The following is a 13,902-nucleotide window of genomic DNA, read 5'->3' on the forward strand; positions in this document are numbered from 1 at the left end:
GGGGTGATCCTCATCAGGCGGCGAAATCCGGGATGGGCGTCAGTACCCGCGCGTCCTTCAGGAACAGTTCTATATTCTCGCGCAGAAGGGCCGAAGCCGCACGCTGGACTTCGGGTGCGAAGCCGGCTGTGTGGGGGGTGAGGACGACATTGTCCAAGGCCCTGAGTTCGCTCGGCACTTCAGGCTCATTCTCGAAGACATCCAGGGCTGCGCCGGCAATGACACGCTCGCGCAGGGCCACGATGAGCGCTTGCGTATCGACGATGCTGCCCCTGCCGACATTCACAAGGTAACCCTGCGGCCCGAGCGCTTTCAGCACCTCGGCGTCCACCATATGGAAGGTCGATCGGCCGCCCGGCGCGGCGATGATCAACAGATCGACCGATTCCGCAAGCGCGCGCGCCGACGTGAAATACTCCCAATGGAATTCAGGACGGGCGCGGCGCGTGTGATAGGCGATCGTCATGTCGAAGGCTTCGGCTCGTCGCGCGATCTTCTCGCCGATGGCGCCGAGGCCGATCAATCCCAGGCGCTTGCCGGTCGGCAGGGGCCGCACAATCGGTCCGTTGCGCCATTCGCCGCGTTTGGTCAGGGCGTCGTACCAGGAAATGTCGCGCATGATGGCGAGAAGCAGCGCAAAGGCGTGATCCGCCACGGCGACGGCGTTCGTTCCCGCGCCGTAGGAAACCATGATCCCGCGTTCGCGGGCGGCGACGAGATCGATGTGCTCGAAGCCCGTGCCGACGCAGCAAATGAGCTCGAGCGCAGGCAGCAGGTCCATGTGCTCCCGACTGAGCCGTCCGCCTGTCACCATGATGCGCGCCTGCGCCAGCACGCCGGCATCGGGCAGCGCCCCCCGCGGCGGGAAATCGATCAGCGTGTAGTGCTCCGAGAGAGCGTGCCGGAAGGGCAGCCCCTCGAAGTTCATCAGGAGTTCGTGCTTCATGCCATCGGCCTCTGCGGTGAGCCGACCTGATTCCTGCAATCGGCCGGCCATTAGCGCCGGAGCAAAAAGTGGACCGCAAGAACCCTATGTCACTCAGACTGCATTCTGGCGGGAGGGGGTGCCTAACCCTTGGTCGCGACCGGCCAGTAGTGCCCGTCGGGCGTGGAGCGCTTGCCGAAGATCGCCTCGCCGACACGCACGACGTCGGCGCCCTGCACGATCGCGTCCTCGAAATCGTTCGACATGCCCATCGACAGTTCCCGGATCGCGCGATGGTGCCGGACGGCCGTGTCGCGCAGCTCGCGCAGGCGTTCGAAGCAGGGCCGCACCTTCTCGAGATCGGTGCTGAACACCGCCAGCGTCATCAATCCTCGGGGCTTCAGCCGAGGAAACTGGCCGAGCCCATCGAGGAAGGGCAGCAGCTCGCCGGGCTGCAGGCCGTACTTGCTTTCCTCGCCCGAGGTATTGACCTGCACGTAGACGTCGAGCGAGCGCTCCTCACGGTCGAGGCGGGCGTTGAGCGTCTCGGCGAGGCGCACGCTGTCGAGGGCATGGAACTCGCGGGCGAAGCGGGTCAGGTATTTGACCTTGTTGGTCTGCAGGTGGCCCACGATGCACCAGTCGATGGCAAGGTCCGCCAGCTCGGCCCGCTTGGCCACCGCTTCCTGGATCTTGTTCTCGCCGAAGTCGCGGATGCCCGTCTGATAGGCGAAGCGCAGGATATGCGCCGGCACCGTCTTGGTGATCGGCAACAGCCGCACCGACTCGCGCGCCCGCCCGGCGCGGGCACAGGCCTGCACGATCCGTGCCTCGACCGAAGCGAGGTTGCGGCTGAACATGCCGAGCGGATCGACGCCGAAACGCTGGATGTCCGCGTCTGTGAGGCCGGCAGGCTCCTGGAGTGAGTCAGCTACTGAGGTCATGTACGCAGACTAGAGCAGGATGAATTGAAGTTCGAGATGACGGATTGTTCTTAATGCTTGTGCGTCGCCGGCTTCGGCGTGCAGACGGCGCGGTCCATCGGCGTCATCGCCAGCCGGTTGGTCGAGGAGGGGGTGCCCGGCTCGCAGCGGCCGGCGTCGCGCGACATCTCGATGACCTGCATCATGCCGCCATCTTCGTGCTCGCCGATATGGCAGTGGAAGATCGACTTCCCCCGGATCAGCGGATTTACGTAGGAGATGCGCACGACGACCGAGCCCCAGGGATCCTCGGCCGTAGGGCAGGTGCAGCCGGTGCAGTTGCCCTGGGCGTCGCACTTGCAGCGGTTGGGGTTCGCGGCATCGGCGGCCCGGTAGTCGACGGTCACCGTGTCCTGCCAGCCGATGAAGGGCACGTCCTTGCCGTTCCGCTTGATCACCTGGAACTGCAGCTGGTGATGATGGAAGACGTGGTTCTCCGCGCTGCAGTTGTTGATCGTCCATTCCTCGACGCAGCCGATGCGCACCCGCACGTTGACGATGCTCATGTCGGTCTGGGCATTGTTGATACAGAACTGGCTGCCGTCTTCGGTCTCCGAGAAATCGATGGTCCGGCCGCAGCAGGTTTCGACCTGGCGCAGGTCGGGGACGGAGGGAAAACGCTCCGGCAGCTTGACCTCGGTCTGCGGCGGGCCGCTCGACACCAGGGTCGCGAGCGTCGTGCGCGGATGCGGATCGCCGCCCGGTCCCATGTCGATCTCGCGCGTGCGGAAGACATATTCGCCGGGCGGGCCGCCGACCACGAGGAACTCGCTGCGCGCGCTGGTCGGCAGCAGGAGATGGTCGTAGGGCACGAGCTGGTTGCGCCGCGAGCCGTCGCGCGCGACCTCGTAGAGCTTATGCCCGGCGATCTCGAGGTCGTAGAAGATGTCAGCGCCGATATTGCCGACCCGCCAGAGCTGGACCTCGCCGGGGCGGATGTCAATCGTCGGGTTCACCAGGCCGTTGACGAGGCGCAGGGTCGGATTGCCGGGATCGGGCGGGTTCGGGACCTTGCCGTCGACGATCTGGATGTCGCGCAGGATGATGTGGCGCCGTCGGATGTTCTTCAGCTCGGGCCACGGCTCCAGGACGTCGTCGACGCTCAGCAGGCCCGACAGGCCGCCGCCGATCTGGAACTCGGTCGTGCCGTGCCAGTGCGGGTGATACCAGAAGAGGCCCTGCGGATGGTCCTTCGGGAAATCGACCTCATATTTGTAGTCCTCGGCCGGCGCCACGCGCAGGAAGACATCGTCTCCCGGCGACCGCGGCGACACGTTGGTGCCGTGGTAATGCATGTTGGTGTTGCTGGCCGACCGGTTGCGCAAGGTCAGCGAGAGCTTGTCGCCCGGCTTCACGCGCAAGGTCGGTGGTGCGAACAGACCGTTGTAGAGCGTCGTCGTCACGGTCTTGCCGTCGATCTGGATCGTGTGCGGCGCCACCGTCAGTTCCGTCACCAGCCGTCCGTTCTCGCTGCTGATCTCCGGCGGCTCGACGAAGGCCGGTCGCTTGGGCGCCTCCTGGCTGGCGACGATGCCGGGTGTCAGGACCAGGAGAGAGATCGTCGCGAGTCGGCGAAGCATATCGGCGGCCTCTCTCTAGAAGAACTGCGTGGCGCGGAAACTGAAGACGGCCGCCACGTTGTTGTAGGGAGTCAAAGCGGGCTGGAAATAGAACTGGACGTTCGGCGTCAGCAGCCAGGTCCGGTACATCGAAAAGGCCCAGTAGGCTTCCACCATCGTCTCGCTCGGTCGCACATAGGTGCCCTGGTAGAAGTTCATGTTGGTGGCGTTCCACGCCATCGCGACGCCGATCTGGTCGTGCGCGCTGCGCTTCAGCGGGTCGTTGTAGACGAAGCCGCCGGCGATCGAGGACTGGATGGGGAAGCTCGAGTTCCACGCCGTGTTGGCGCGCACGAACAGGCCCCATTTGTCGCCGATCGGCTGGGCGGCGTTGAAGGAGAGGCCGTCGCTGGCCAGCGGCTGGATCGTGACGCTGGGCTGGTTGTAGTAGAGCAGCGAGTAGGTGCCCTGTCCCCACTTGGGAATGGTGGGCGACCAGGCGGCATAGCCGAACCAGGCATACTGGCCCTGGCCCAGGGTTGAGAATTGCAGGTAGCTGCCGCTCAGGTCATTGGCGTCCTGGAAGCCGCCGGCGAGGGTGATCTCCTTGGTCGGGTTGATCTGGACGTAGGCGCCCAGTCCCGCCTGCGTGTAGTTCTGGCTGCCGTTCTGCGTCATCGAATAGCCGATGAAATTCACCTGCTGGTCGTTGGCGTAGGCATTGCCGTCGAAATTGGAGAAGGCGTACTGGCCGACCGAGATCGACAGCCAGTTTCCGATGCTGTGCGTGTAGGTGAGCTGGACGAACTGGTTGTTGGCGGTGGGCTGGTTGTTGAGCGGGCTCACCAGGTCGAGATTGGCGCCGACCGCGGTACCGTCGTTGCCCGACCAGTATTGCGTCGCCAGGAAGTGGAACTGGAAGGAGCCGGCGCCGAACTTGTCGCTGTTGAAGGCGCTCCAGTTGACCGCCGGTGAGAACATGCCCTGCACGGCGCCATAGCCTCCGTTGGGCACACCCCACTGGCTCATGCCGGAGGCTTCCATCGAGAAGGTGATGCCCGTCTCGTCCTCGATCTCCTTTTTCATCCTGGCGTACTTCACGTGCGCCAGGTCGATATCCTCGCCGAGCGAGAGGTCCCGTCGCGCCTTGGCGGCGCGGGTTTTGTCATGGACCTTGCCGACCAGCTTCTGGTCGGTCGGGAGGGCGGCGATGTTCTGCGCTTGAGCCTCCTCGGCGGACATCGCCAATGCCGTGAAGACCAGCCCGCAGGCTGCCGCGCGCCTCATGTCTCTCCCCCTTCGTCTCCGCACCGATTCCCCTCGGCGATCCCCCGCGCCGACCCGCTCAGGCGGCTGTCGCCATCCCCTTCTGTGCGCCCAGCGCCGTCAGCTCGCGGTCGATCAGGTAGAGCGCGTCCGAACCGTTGCCCACCAGCTCGATGCGGTCCAGCACGAAGCGGCACTGGGTATTCTCCGCATGCTGCCCGTCGACGAACTGCTTGAGGAAGGATTCCGTCGCGTGGTCGTTCTCCGCGCGCGCCTGGTCGTAGGTGGCACCGACGCTCTTGGTCACCCGCAGTTCGAGATCGCGGACCGCCTCGAACACGCCCTTCACGGCATTGGCCGCGATGACGGGCTGCGGCACCGACGCGAAGGTCACCTTGGCGCCGATCTCCGTCAGGTATTTGAAGAGGAGATGCATGTGCACCAGCTCGTCGGCCGCCTGGGCCACGAGGAAGTCGTGCACGCCAGTGAGGCTGCGCTCCGCCGCCCATGCCGCGCCCTGGAGGTAGAAGAGGTGCGCCTCGAGCTGGCCGTTCATCAGCTCGTTCAGGGACGCCTTGAGTTTGTCGCTGGTCATCTGTCGCTCCGGTTCAGGTCTTGGAAGGCGCGCGCCCTTTGCCGTGGGTAGCGGCGTGGTTAGCCTCGACGCGTCTCATGGCGATGACGATCGCGACGATGGTCGCGACGTAGGCCACGATCTCGAGGCCGGTGGGCTTCTGCTGGTAGCCCACCAGGGTATGCAGGATTCGTCCCAGGATGCTGCTCTGACGCAGGATGTGCGAGGTGTTCCACACCTCCTCGGACCAGAAGGGCAGGTAGCCGGCCGACTGCAGCAGGCCCACCGCCTGTGCCGCAAGGCCCGCGGCCAACAGCGTGATCAGCACGGAGATCACCTTGAAGACGTGCTGCAGCGGGATGGCAGCCAAGCCGAGATAGAGCGCACCGGCGACCGCCGCGCCGCCCAGCACGCCCAGCCCGACGCCCGTCGCGACATCCATGGCGGTGATGCCGCCGCTCGCCGCCGCGCCGTAGACGAAGAGCACGACTTCGAAGCCTTCGCGCAGCACCGCGACGCAGACGACCACGGCCAGCGCCTTGAGCGGCTTGCGGCCCTCGGCGACGTCGCGGCCGACCTGCTTCAGCTCGGCGGCCATCTGGCGGCCGTGCACGGACATCCACACCACGGTCCAGCCGAGCATGGCGACCGCGATGGCGAGGATGACCGCATTCAGGATCTGCCGGCCGGCGCCGGCGAAGAGATGACCGATCTGGTCGGCGAGTCCCGCCATGACCAGCGCCCCCGCGACACCCGCCGCGATACCGGCGCCGATCCACCAGGTCCGGCCCGCCATGCCGCGCGTCGCAGCAAGCACCACACCCACGACGCGGCCAGCTTCCAGCACCTCGCGAAACACGATGACAAGGACCGCGAGCATGCCCCAACTCCCCCAAAGCGACGCGGATATGCAAGTCGTTCTTAATTGCAATAAGGGATCGCTTGTTTCTCTGTCAACTACACTTTCTATGAAGGTCTTGATGCGCTGCGGATCATTGGCGGACGGTTGGCGTTATAGGCGCGATGTCGCCCCTTTTTCAGCCCGGACGCACCGTATGGAAGGTCGAGCGTGCCCACAGGGCTGCCGTCCTGATCGATGGCGCGGCTTTCTTCGCGGCCGTGCGTGAGGCGTTCCTGCAGGCGCGGCGTACCATCTTCATCGTCGGTTGGGACATCGACAGCCGCACCGAGCTGGTCGGCGACAAGCCGCCGACCGACGGGCTGCCGACGAACCTGGCGGGCTTCCTCACCGAGCTGGTGGCCCGGCGGCCCGAGCTGCAGATCCATCTGCTGCTGTGGGACTATTCGCTGCTCTACGCGCACGAGCGCGAGCCGCTGCCGCGGCTATATCTCAACTGGCAGATGCCGCCGCAGGTGACCTTCTGCCTCGATTCGACGGTGCCCTTCGGCTCCTCGCAGCACCAGAAGCTGGTGGTGGTCGACGATGCGCTGGCCTTCTCCGGCGGCCTCGACCTCACCATCCGGCGCTGGGACACCAGCCGTCACGAGCCCCGAAACCGCAAGCGCGTCGATCCGGCGGGCGAGCCCTACCGGCCGTTCCACGATGTGCAGATGATGGTCGATGGCGAAGCGGCACGGGCGCTGGCGCTGCTGGCGCGGCGCCGCTGGTGTCATGCCAAGGGCGGCGAACCCGACGTTCGGCCGGAGGGCGATCCGTGGCCGCAGACCTGCGAGCCGCATTTTAAGGACGTCGAGATTGCCATCTCGCGCACCCAGCCGCGCTATCATCGCGAAGAGGAGGTTCGCGAGGTCGAGGCGCTGTTCGTCGAGAGCATCGCCCGCGCCGAGCGCACGATCTACATCGAGAACCAGTTCACGACCGCGGGCGTGGTGGCCGCCGCGCTGGCCCGGCGGCTGCGCGAGCGGCGGGAGCTGGAGGTCGTCATCGTGGCGCCGCGCAGCCACGATTCCTTCGTCGAGCGGCGCACCATGCGCAACGGCCGCCTCCGCTTCTGGCGGACCGTGAAGGCGGCCGGCGGCGATCGCGTGCGGCTGCTCTACCCGTCCATCGAAAAGGACGGCCAGTCCACGCACACCATGATCCATTCCAAGGTCATGGTGATCGACGATCTCTTCCTGCGGGTCGGCTCGGCCAACATCAACAACCGCTCGATGGGCGCCGACACCGAATGCGACCTCTCGATCGAGGCGGCCACGGAGGATCAGCGCGCCGGGATCGTGGCGATGCGCAACCGCCTGCTGGGCGAGCATTGCGGTGTGCCGGCGGAAGAGGTGGCGGACGCGATGGCGCAGCACGGCTCGATGGTGCGGGCAGCCGACACGCTCGCCGGCAACGGTCACTGCCTGCGCCCGATCGACGACGGCAAGCCCGACCGCAGCCTGTTCGCACGGCTGGCGGAGCGGGTTGCCGATCCGTCACGGCCGATCCGGCTGGGACGCTTGGCCGGCCGTCTGATGCCGCGCCTGCTGTTCCACGGCAGCCGCACCGTGACCGGCGGCGCGGGTACAGTGGTGGTCGCCGCGCTCGCGCTGATCGTCGCGCTGACGCTCGCCTGGCAATTCACCGGGCTCAGCGAGTTCGCGAATCCCGATCACATCCGTGAGCTGCTGCAGGAAAGCGCCGGCAAGCCGTGGGCGCTGGCTTTCGTCGTCGGCATCTTCCTTGTGGGCGGCATGGTGGCCTTTCCCGTCACCATCCTGATCCTGGCGACCGCGGCGGTGTTTGGCCCGTGGCTCGGCATGCTCTATGCCGCAATCGGCGTTGCGGCGAGTGCGCTCATGATGTTCGCGGCGGGCGCGCGCTTCGGGCAGGAGATGCCCAAGCGCCTGCTCGGCAGTCGCTGGGACAAGGTGCGCGACCAGTTGCAGCGGCGCGGACTGCTGGCCATGGTCGCGATCCGCGTCGTGCCGGTGGCGCCGTTCTCGCTCGTAAATCTCGCGGCGGGTGCGAGCTCGATACGGCTCGTCGACTTCCTGCTCGGCACGCTGATCGGCATGGGACCGGGTCTGGCGGCCATCGCGTTGATGGGCGACCGCATCGTGAAGGTCCTGGCCAATCCCAGCGCCGACGAGGTGGCCTTGCTGGCGCTCTGCGTCGCGGGCTGGATCGGTCTCTCCTTCGGTGCGCAGGCCGTGGTCTCCCGAATGGGCGGACGCGCGTCTTGAGTTCCGTGCGCGTGATGACCTGGAATATCCACGGCGCGCTGGGACGCAATCCGCGCTTCGATCTCAACCGTGTCATCGAATTCGTGAGGGGCCATGCGCCCGACATCGTGGCCCTGCAGGAAATCGATTCCCGGCGCGCGCGCGAGGCCCATGTCGGCAATCCCTTCGACGTGCTGCAGGAGGCGCTGGGCACGCACGGGATCGGCGCCAAGACAGTGGTGACGGCGGATGGCGAGTACGGCCAGGCGCTGATCAGCCGCTGGCCGCTGGAGAGCACGCAGATCCACGATCTTTCCTATCCAGAGCGCGAGCCGCGGCGTGCCATCTGCAGCGATGTGGCGACACCCTTCGGCCCGTTGCGCGTGATCGCCACGCATCTTGGCCTCAGCCTCCGCGAACGGCGCAGCCAGGCCATCACCCTGCTCAAGATGCTGGGCCGGCTGGACCGGCCGACTGTGGCGCTGGGCGACTTCAACGACTGGTTCTGGGCGGGCTCGGTGCGCCGCAGCCTGGCGCGCACCCTGCCGGGCTTTAGCCGGCATCGCACCTTTCCGTCGCGGCTGCCGCTCTTCCAGCTCGACCGCATCTATCTTTCGCCCGCCTCGGCGCTGATCAGCAGCCGCACCGACTACCAGGCCCGGGCGATCTCCGATCACCTGCCGGTGATCGCCGACATCGCGGTCTAGACCGTGCCCCGCACGGAAACCGTCGCGATGGAGGCACGGCAAGTCGACAGCCTGCCGGAGGATAAAGGCTGGCAGTACGAGCCCAAGTGGGATGGCTTCCGCTGCCTCGCGCGCCGCGACGGCGGCAAGGTCGAACTGATCGGGCGCTCCGGCAAGAGCTTGTCACGATACTTCCCCGAAATGGTCGGGGCGCTCGCTACCGTGAAGCACAAACACTTCGTGCTCGACGGTGAGCTCGTCATTCCCGTGGGGCCGAACCTATCGTTCGAAGCGCTGCAGATGCGCCTGCATCCGGCGGCCAGCCGGATCAAGCGGCTCGCCGCGGAGACGCCGTCGCTGCTAATCGCATTCGATCTTCTGGAAGACGAAAAGAGACGGGATCTGCACACGGAGCCGTTGTCGGTGCGGCGAGCCGCTCTGGAGTGGTTCTTCGCGACGCTCGGCGATGTCGAGGCTCTCCGCCTGTCGCCGAAAACGACCCGTCTTGCCGAGGCACGCAAGTGGCTGAGCCGTGCCGGTGGCGGCTCGCTGGATGGCGTCGTCGCCAAACGCCTCGACGAGCCGTACAGAGCGGGCGAGCGGGCCATGCTCAAGATCAAGAACCTGCGCAGCGCCGACTGTGTGGTCGGCGGGTTTCGCTACGCCACTGCCAAGAAGGGATCGAGGAGGGAAGTCGGTTCACTCCTGCTCGGCCTCTATAACGAGGCGGGACTGCTCGACCATGTCGGCTTCACCTCGGCGCTGGCCGGTCTCGACCGGGGCGCGCTGACCGCCAAACTCGAGAAGCTGAAGGGCGACGGCTTCACCGGCGATGCGCCGGGAGGTCCGAGCCGTTGGTCGACCGAGCGCACGGCGCAGTGGGAGCCAGTGAAGCCGAAGCTCGTAGTCGAAGTCCAATACGATCATGTGACCGGGCGGCGTTTCCGCCATGGTACCGGCTTCCTGCGCTGGCGCCCGGACAAGGCGCCGCGCGATTGTTCCTTCGATCAGCTGGTGAAGGAGGCGCGCCCGTCGCGGGTCATGCGGCTGCTGAAGACAAAGCGGTCTTGACCGCGAGATTAGGCCTTCTTCTTCCTCTTGGCCGCCGCCGTCTTTCGCTTTGCCGTGGTCTTCTTCTTCGCCGCGGTCTTCTTTTTTGCCGGCACCTTCTTGCCCTTTGCGCGCGCCTCGGAAAGGCCGATGGCAATGGCCTGCTTGCGGCTCTTCACCGTGCCGCCCTTGCCGCCCGGGCCGCTCTTCAGCGTGCCCTTCTTGCGGCGCTCCATCGCGCGCTCCACGTCCTTGCTGGCGCTTCGGGAATACTTCGCCATGTTTCCTCCGGGTCAGCTCATTCGCCTGTAACGGCGCCGTCGCGCTTTGGCTGCGCACGCTGGTGTCTTCGTTCCGTAACAGGGAGATGGATGGTGCACGTCAAGTGCACCGTTTCATTTTTATCGCTGTTTTTTTCCCAATCTGTAATGCCGATGCCGCGCCGAGGCGCAAGGGTCACTCCCTTCGACCCACTTTCAGGTTTTCGGGAGACGCAATGTCGGGCGCAGGCATCTATTGCATCGAGACCACTCATTGGGAGCGCGCCGGCACACCGCAGCCATCGGTCCGCCACATGCTGCGCCTGCTTGAAAGCATCGATGGTACGCCCTTCAAGCATCGTACCTTCACATCGTGGGAGGAGTTGAGCGGCCTGTTGGTCCAGGCGACGCGCGAGAGCAACGACGGCTTCCCGGTTCTCTATCTTGCGTCGCACGGCACCGATTACGGACTGACGGCGACGCAGAAGAGGGGTGGCCGGAACCGTAGCCGCTCGGTCGACTTGGCCGAGCTGGCCACACCGCTGCGCGGACGCGGCGCGGGGCGGGTTCTCTTCCTGTCGGCCTGCGAGATGATGCGGCGGCGCTCCTCCTCTGTGCTGCGCAGCTTCCTGGCCGAGACCGATCTGGAGGCCGTCATGGGCTATGGCCGCGAGGTGACGTGGCTCGAATCGACGCAGCTCGAGCTCGGCCTGCTGTCCTGGCTGTGCCACGGCTTCGACGGCAAGGCGGCTTCGCTCGACCGCACCGTCAAGCGCGCCACGGGCACGCAGGAACTCATGCGCCGACTCGACCTGCGATTGGCAAAGCGTAGTCGCAAGCGCTGAGCGCCGCTACGGCCGTCCGATCTCCGACAGCGCCCGCTGCAGCGGCTCGCCGGAGATCTGCAGCCAGCTGTGATGCATGGGATCGCCGAGCTGCAGGATCAGGAAGATCGCCCCGGTGACGGCGACAGAAGAGAGGAAGAGACTCGCGACCACGGTGAGGTTGGGCGGCGCGAATACGCCGAAGCTCAGAAACACCAGGAACAGCCAGAAGATCAGCACGAACAGGAACTGTGTCGGCACCGTCGTGCCGGGATTCTCCCACAGCAGCCAGCGCTCGGCGTAGATCTGGTGGGTGATGCCCAGCGCCTGCGCCGCCAGCGCCGTGTGCCGCCGGTCCGGCAGGTCGAGTGACAGGATGGAGCCCAGCAGCCTGTCGAGAAGATCGGCGGTGCCGCTCGAGTCCTTCGACGGCGGCGGCGCGACGGGAAACAGCTCCTCGTTCTTGCGGCTGGCATAGGCGCGCAGATGGATCCGCGCTGCGTTCGCCTCCGGCCCATAGGCGCGCAGCATGTGATCGAGCTGGACGATGTCCGAACCGAGCTTGGTCACGATGCCGGCGTTTACGGAATAGGCGCTGTTGGCCGATGACAGCATGAGAGCCAGCACCAGCGAGGTCAGCGACGCCACGATGGCCGCCGCCAGCTTGACCACCGCGCCCGACTCCTTGGTGAGATGGTGCTCGGGAAGCGCGCGCGCGAGGAAGAGGCCGATCAGTCCGCCACCGAACATGGCGACGAAGGAAAGTAAGCAGATGATCAGGTACGGATGATCGAGCATCGGCATTGATAGCAGGTATCGCAGCGCGGCTCGCGCGTTTGTTGCGTGCGGTAATGCACGAGACCTACTATCAGCGCGCCGGATTGCAGAAGGAACGACGATGGCCGCGCTGTTGAACGAAATCGACCTGATCGATCGCATCCTGGCGCACATCGACAACAAGACGACGGACAAGGGCACGACCGTGTGGCGCGAACCGGTCGAGAACTATCATTCGGCCGAGCGGTTCGCCGCCGAGATCGAGGTGCTGCGCCGCGTGCCGATGGCCTTCTGCCCCTCGGCGGCGCTGCCAGAGCCCGGTTCCTACATCGCGCGAACGACGGTCGGCACGCCGCTGCTGGTGGTGCGCGGCACCGACGGCATCGTGCGCGGCTTCCGCAACGCCTGCCGCCATCGCGGCATGAAGCTGGAGGAGGGCGAGGGCTGCAAGCGCGCCTTTGCCTGCCCCTATCACGCCTGGACCTACGGGCTCGACGGCGCGCTGCGCCACATCCCGGGCGAGGACGGCTTCCCCGGCCTCGACAAGGCGGCACACGGTCTGGTGCCGATGGCTTCAGTGCAGGAGCGGAACGGCATCGTCTTCGTGACGCAGGACGAACCACTGTCGGACGGGCCGCTCGGCGACCTGCCAGAGGTGCTGACCGATGACTATGTGCTGTTCAACAAGATCGAGTTCGACGACAGGGCGAACTGGAAGGTGCTGGGCGAGACCTCGATGGAGGGCTACCACATCAAGGCGCTGCACAATCAGTCGTTCTTCCCCTACGGCTACGACAATCTGAACGTCGTCGAGCTGCACGGCCGCAATTCGCGCATCGTCTTCCCGTTCCGCCGCATCGAGAAGCTGCGCAGCGTTCCGCGCGAGGAATGGAGCACGCAGGGCCGCATCACCGACGTGCACCAGCTCTTCCCCAACACCCATGTCAGCGTGCTGTCGAGCCACGCCATCCTGATCATCCTCGAGCCGGTGTCGCCGTCGGAAACGCACTGGGTCGTCTACCAGCTCGCGCCGCGCATCAAGAACGGCAAGCCGCTCGACATCGAGCAGGCGCGCAAGGACGCCAACTTCGTGCAGGAGAGCGGCATCCTGGAGGATCGCCACGCCGCCCGCGAGATCCAGGCCGGCCTCGCCTCCGGCGCCAATACCCATTTCACCTTCGGCCATTACGAACAGGCGATCGGGCATTTCCATCGCCACCTCACAGAGCATGTGGAGATGCTGAAGACTCCTCTTCCTCGTTAGGGGAGAGGAAGAAGTGCAGCTCTGGCGGTGGTCGATGGAATGGCGTAGGCCCTGCGCTCAAACCACCAACCCAACTCCGAGGTTCTCATGATCCATACGCTCGTCGTCGGCCAGTTCAGCAAGATGCTGGGCAATCTGCTCGCCATCCTCAACGAGGCCGAAAAGTATGCCGCCGAGAAGAAGTTCGATGTCGCGGTCCTGCTGCAGTCGCGCCTGTCGCCCGATCAGTTCAACCTGATCCAGCAGGTCCAGACCGCCTGCGACACCGCGAAGCTGGGCGCTGCGCGTCTGGCGGGCACGGAGAAGGACGCGCCCGTCAATGCCGACACCGAAGCGACGCTGGCCGAGATCAAGGCGCGCATTGAAAGCACCGTCGCCTATCTGCAGGGCTTCACGGCGCAATCCTTCGCCGAGGCGGCCGAACGGCGGATCACCCAGCCGCGCTGGAACGGCAAGTCGCTTTCGGGCGAGGAGTTCCTGGTCCAGCACGTCATTCCGAACTTCTATTTCCATGTCACAACGACCTACGCGATCCTGCGCCACAACGGCGTCCCGGTCGGCAAGCGAAACTATCTGGGCGTCATGCCCTATCGCGACCCGGCATAACC

The 13,902-nt window shown here is 65.8% G+C and carries 14 protein-coding genes; 6 read left to right on the plus strand and 8 right to left on the minus strand.

The window, feature by feature from the left end:
- Window positions 1-13 precede the first annotated feature (13 nt).
- From AC1ROX_RS09100 to AC1ROX_RS09125, 6 genes are all read right to left on the minus strand, one after another.
- Window positions 14-997, minus strand: a complete 984-nt coding sequence (locus AC1ROX_RS09100) for a 2-hydroxyacid dehydrogenase (protein WP_493124607.1) — start codon at window positions 995-997, stop codon at window positions 14-16.
- Between the two features lie 71 nt (window positions 998-1,068).
- Entirely contained in the window at window positions 1,069-1,869 is an 801-nt protein-coding gene (locus AC1ROX_RS09105) for a YggS family pyridoxal phosphate-dependent enzyme (RefSeq protein ID WP_493124609.1), read from the minus strand.
- 50 nt (window positions 1,870-1,919) lie between these two features.
- The gene (locus AC1ROX_RS09110; RefSeq protein WP_493124611.1) at window positions 1,920-3,488 is read right to left on the minus strand and encodes a multicopper oxidase family protein; all 1,569 of its coding nucleotides are present in this window, start codon (window positions 3,486-3,488) and stop codon (window positions 1,920-1,922) included.
- Window positions 3,489-3,503: 15 nt separating this feature from the next.
- Window positions 3,504-4,754, minus strand: coding sequence for a carbohydrate porin (locus AC1ROX_RS09115; RefSeq protein WP_493124613.1), 1,251 nt, complete (start codon window positions 4,752-4,754; stop codon window positions 3,504-3,506).
- A 58-nt stretch (window positions 4,755-4,812) separates the two neighbouring features.
- On the minus strand, window positions 4,813-5,328 hold the full coding sequence (locus AC1ROX_RS09120; RefSeq protein ID WP_493124615.1) for a ferritin: 516 nt from the start codon (window positions 5,326-5,328) through the stop codon (window positions 4,813-4,815).
- Between the two features lie 13 nt (window positions 5,329-5,341).
- Entirely contained in the window at window positions 5,342-6,187 is an 846-nt protein-coding gene (locus AC1ROX_RS09125; RefSeq protein WP_493124617.1) for an FTR1 family iron permease, read from the minus strand.
- 143 nt (window positions 6,188-6,330) lie between these two features.
- Here AC1ROX_RS09125 and AC1ROX_RS09130 point away from each other — a divergent pair, with 143 nt between their 5' ends.
- From AC1ROX_RS09130 to AC1ROX_RS09140, 3 genes are read left to right on the plus strand one after another with little or no spacing between them, the layout of a single operon-like run.
- Window positions 6,331-8,454 carry a VTT domain-containing protein gene (locus AC1ROX_RS09130; RefSeq protein WP_493124618.1) on the plus strand — a complete coding sequence of 708 codons (2,124 nt, stop codon included), beginning with the start codon at window positions 6,331-6,333 and terminating at the stop codon, window positions 8,452-8,454.
- 5 nt (window positions 8,455-8,459) lie between these two features.
- Entirely contained in the window at window positions 8,460-9,140 is a 681-nt protein-coding gene (locus AC1ROX_RS09135) for an endonuclease/exonuclease/phosphatase family protein (RefSeq protein ID WP_493125327.1), read from the plus strand.
- Between the two features lie 27 nt (window positions 9,141-9,167).
- A complete protein-coding gene (locus AC1ROX_RS09140) occupies window positions 9,168-10,190 on the plus strand; it encodes an ATP-dependent DNA ligase (RefSeq protein ID WP_493124620.1) in 1,023 nt (340 codons plus the stop codon).
- 8 nt (window positions 10,191-10,198) lie between these two features.
- Here AC1ROX_RS09140 and AC1ROX_RS09145 read toward each other — a convergent pair whose 3' ends face one another.
- A complete protein-coding gene (locus AC1ROX_RS09145) occupies window positions 10,199-10,450 on the minus strand; it encodes a DUF6496 domain-containing protein (RefSeq protein ID WP_493124622.1) in 252 nt (83 codons plus the stop codon).
- 215 nt (window positions 10,451-10,665) lie between these two features.
- Between AC1ROX_RS09145 and AC1ROX_RS09150 the strand changes: the two genes are divergently transcribed.
- Complete coding sequence (locus AC1ROX_RS09150; RefSeq protein WP_493124623.1) at window positions 10,666-11,274, plus strand: hypothetical protein; 609 nt, start codon at window positions 10,666-10,668, stop codon at window positions 11,272-11,274.
- A gap of 6 nt (window positions 11,275-11,280) precedes the next feature.
- On the opposite strand, the gene AC1ROX_RS09155 is transcribed toward AC1ROX_RS09150, so the two are convergent.
- Complete coding sequence (locus AC1ROX_RS09155) at window positions 11,281-12,057, minus strand: bestrophin-like domain (RefSeq protein ID WP_493124625.1); 777 nt, start codon at window positions 12,055-12,057, stop codon at window positions 11,281-11,283.
- Between the two features lie 94 nt (window positions 12,058-12,151).
- Here AC1ROX_RS09155 and AC1ROX_RS09160 point away from each other — a divergent pair, with 94 nt between their 5' ends.
- Window positions 12,152-13,294, plus strand: coding sequence for an aromatic ring-hydroxylating oxygenase subunit alpha (locus tag AC1ROX_RS09160; RefSeq protein WP_493124627.1), 1,143 nt, complete (start codon window positions 12,152-12,154; stop codon window positions 13,292-13,294).
- 87 nt (window positions 13,295-13,381) lie between these two features.
- Window positions 13,382-13,900, plus strand: a complete 519-nt coding sequence (locus tag AC1ROX_RS09165) for a DUF1993 domain-containing protein (RefSeq protein ID WP_493124629.1) — start codon at window positions 13,382-13,384, stop codon at window positions 13,898-13,900.
- The last annotated feature ends 2 nt before the right edge of the window (window positions 13,901-13,902 follow it).

This window comes from Reyranella sp. GW821-FHT14A01 (assembly GCF_058803965.1).

Bases quoted from the DNA above. Each gene is read 5' to 3' on its own strand.
- AC1ROX_RS09100 (WP_493124607.1), bottom strand. From the start codon at position 997: ATGGCCGGCCGATTGCAGGAATCAGGTCGGCTCACCGCAGAGGCCGAT.
- AC1ROX_RS09105 (WP_493124609.1), bottom strand. From the start codon at position 1,869: ATGACCTCAGTAGCTGACTCACTCCAGGAGCCTGCCGGCCTCACAGAC.
- AC1ROX_RS09110 (WP_493124611.1), bottom strand. From the start codon at position 3,488: ATGCTTCGCCGACTCGCGACGATCTCTCTCCTGGTCCTGACACCCGGC.
- AC1ROX_RS09115 (WP_493124613.1), bottom strand. From the start codon at position 4,754: ATGAGGCGCGCGGCAGCCTGCGGGCTGGTCTTCACGGCATTGGCGATG.
- AC1ROX_RS09120 (WP_493124615.1), bottom strand. From the start codon at position 5,328: ATGACCAGCGACAAACTCAAGGCGTCCCTGAACGAGCTGATGAACGGC.
- AC1ROX_RS09125 (WP_493124617.1), bottom strand. From the start codon at position 6,187: ATGCTCGCGGTCCTTGTCATCGTGTTTCGCGAGGTGCTGGAAGCTGGC.
- AC1ROX_RS09130 (WP_493124618.1), top strand. From the start codon at position 6,331: ATGTCGCCCCTTTTTCAGCCCGGACGCACCGTATGGAAGGTCGAGCGT.
- AC1ROX_RS09140 (WP_493124620.1), top strand. From the start codon at position 9,168: ATGGAGGCACGGCAAGTCGACAGCCTGCCGGAGGATAAAGGCTGGCAG.
- AC1ROX_RS09145 (WP_493124622.1), bottom strand. From the start codon at position 10,450: ATGGCGAAGTATTCCCGAAGCGCCAGCAAGGACGTGGAGCGCGCGATG.
- AC1ROX_RS09150 (WP_493124623.1), top strand. From the start codon at position 10,666: ATGTCGGGCGCAGGCATCTATTGCATCGAGACCACTCATTGGGAGCGC.
- AC1ROX_RS09155 (WP_493124625.1), bottom strand. From the start codon at position 12,057: ATGCCGATGCTCGATCATCCGTACCTGATCATCTGCTTACTTTCCTTC.
- AC1ROX_RS09160 (WP_493124627.1), top strand. From the start codon at position 12,152: ATGGCCGCGCTGTTGAACGAAATCGACCTGATCGATCGCATCCTGGCG.
- AC1ROX_RS09165 (WP_493124629.1), top strand. From the start codon at position 13,382: ATGATCCATACGCTCGTCGTCGGCCAGTTCAGCAAGATGCTGGGCAAT.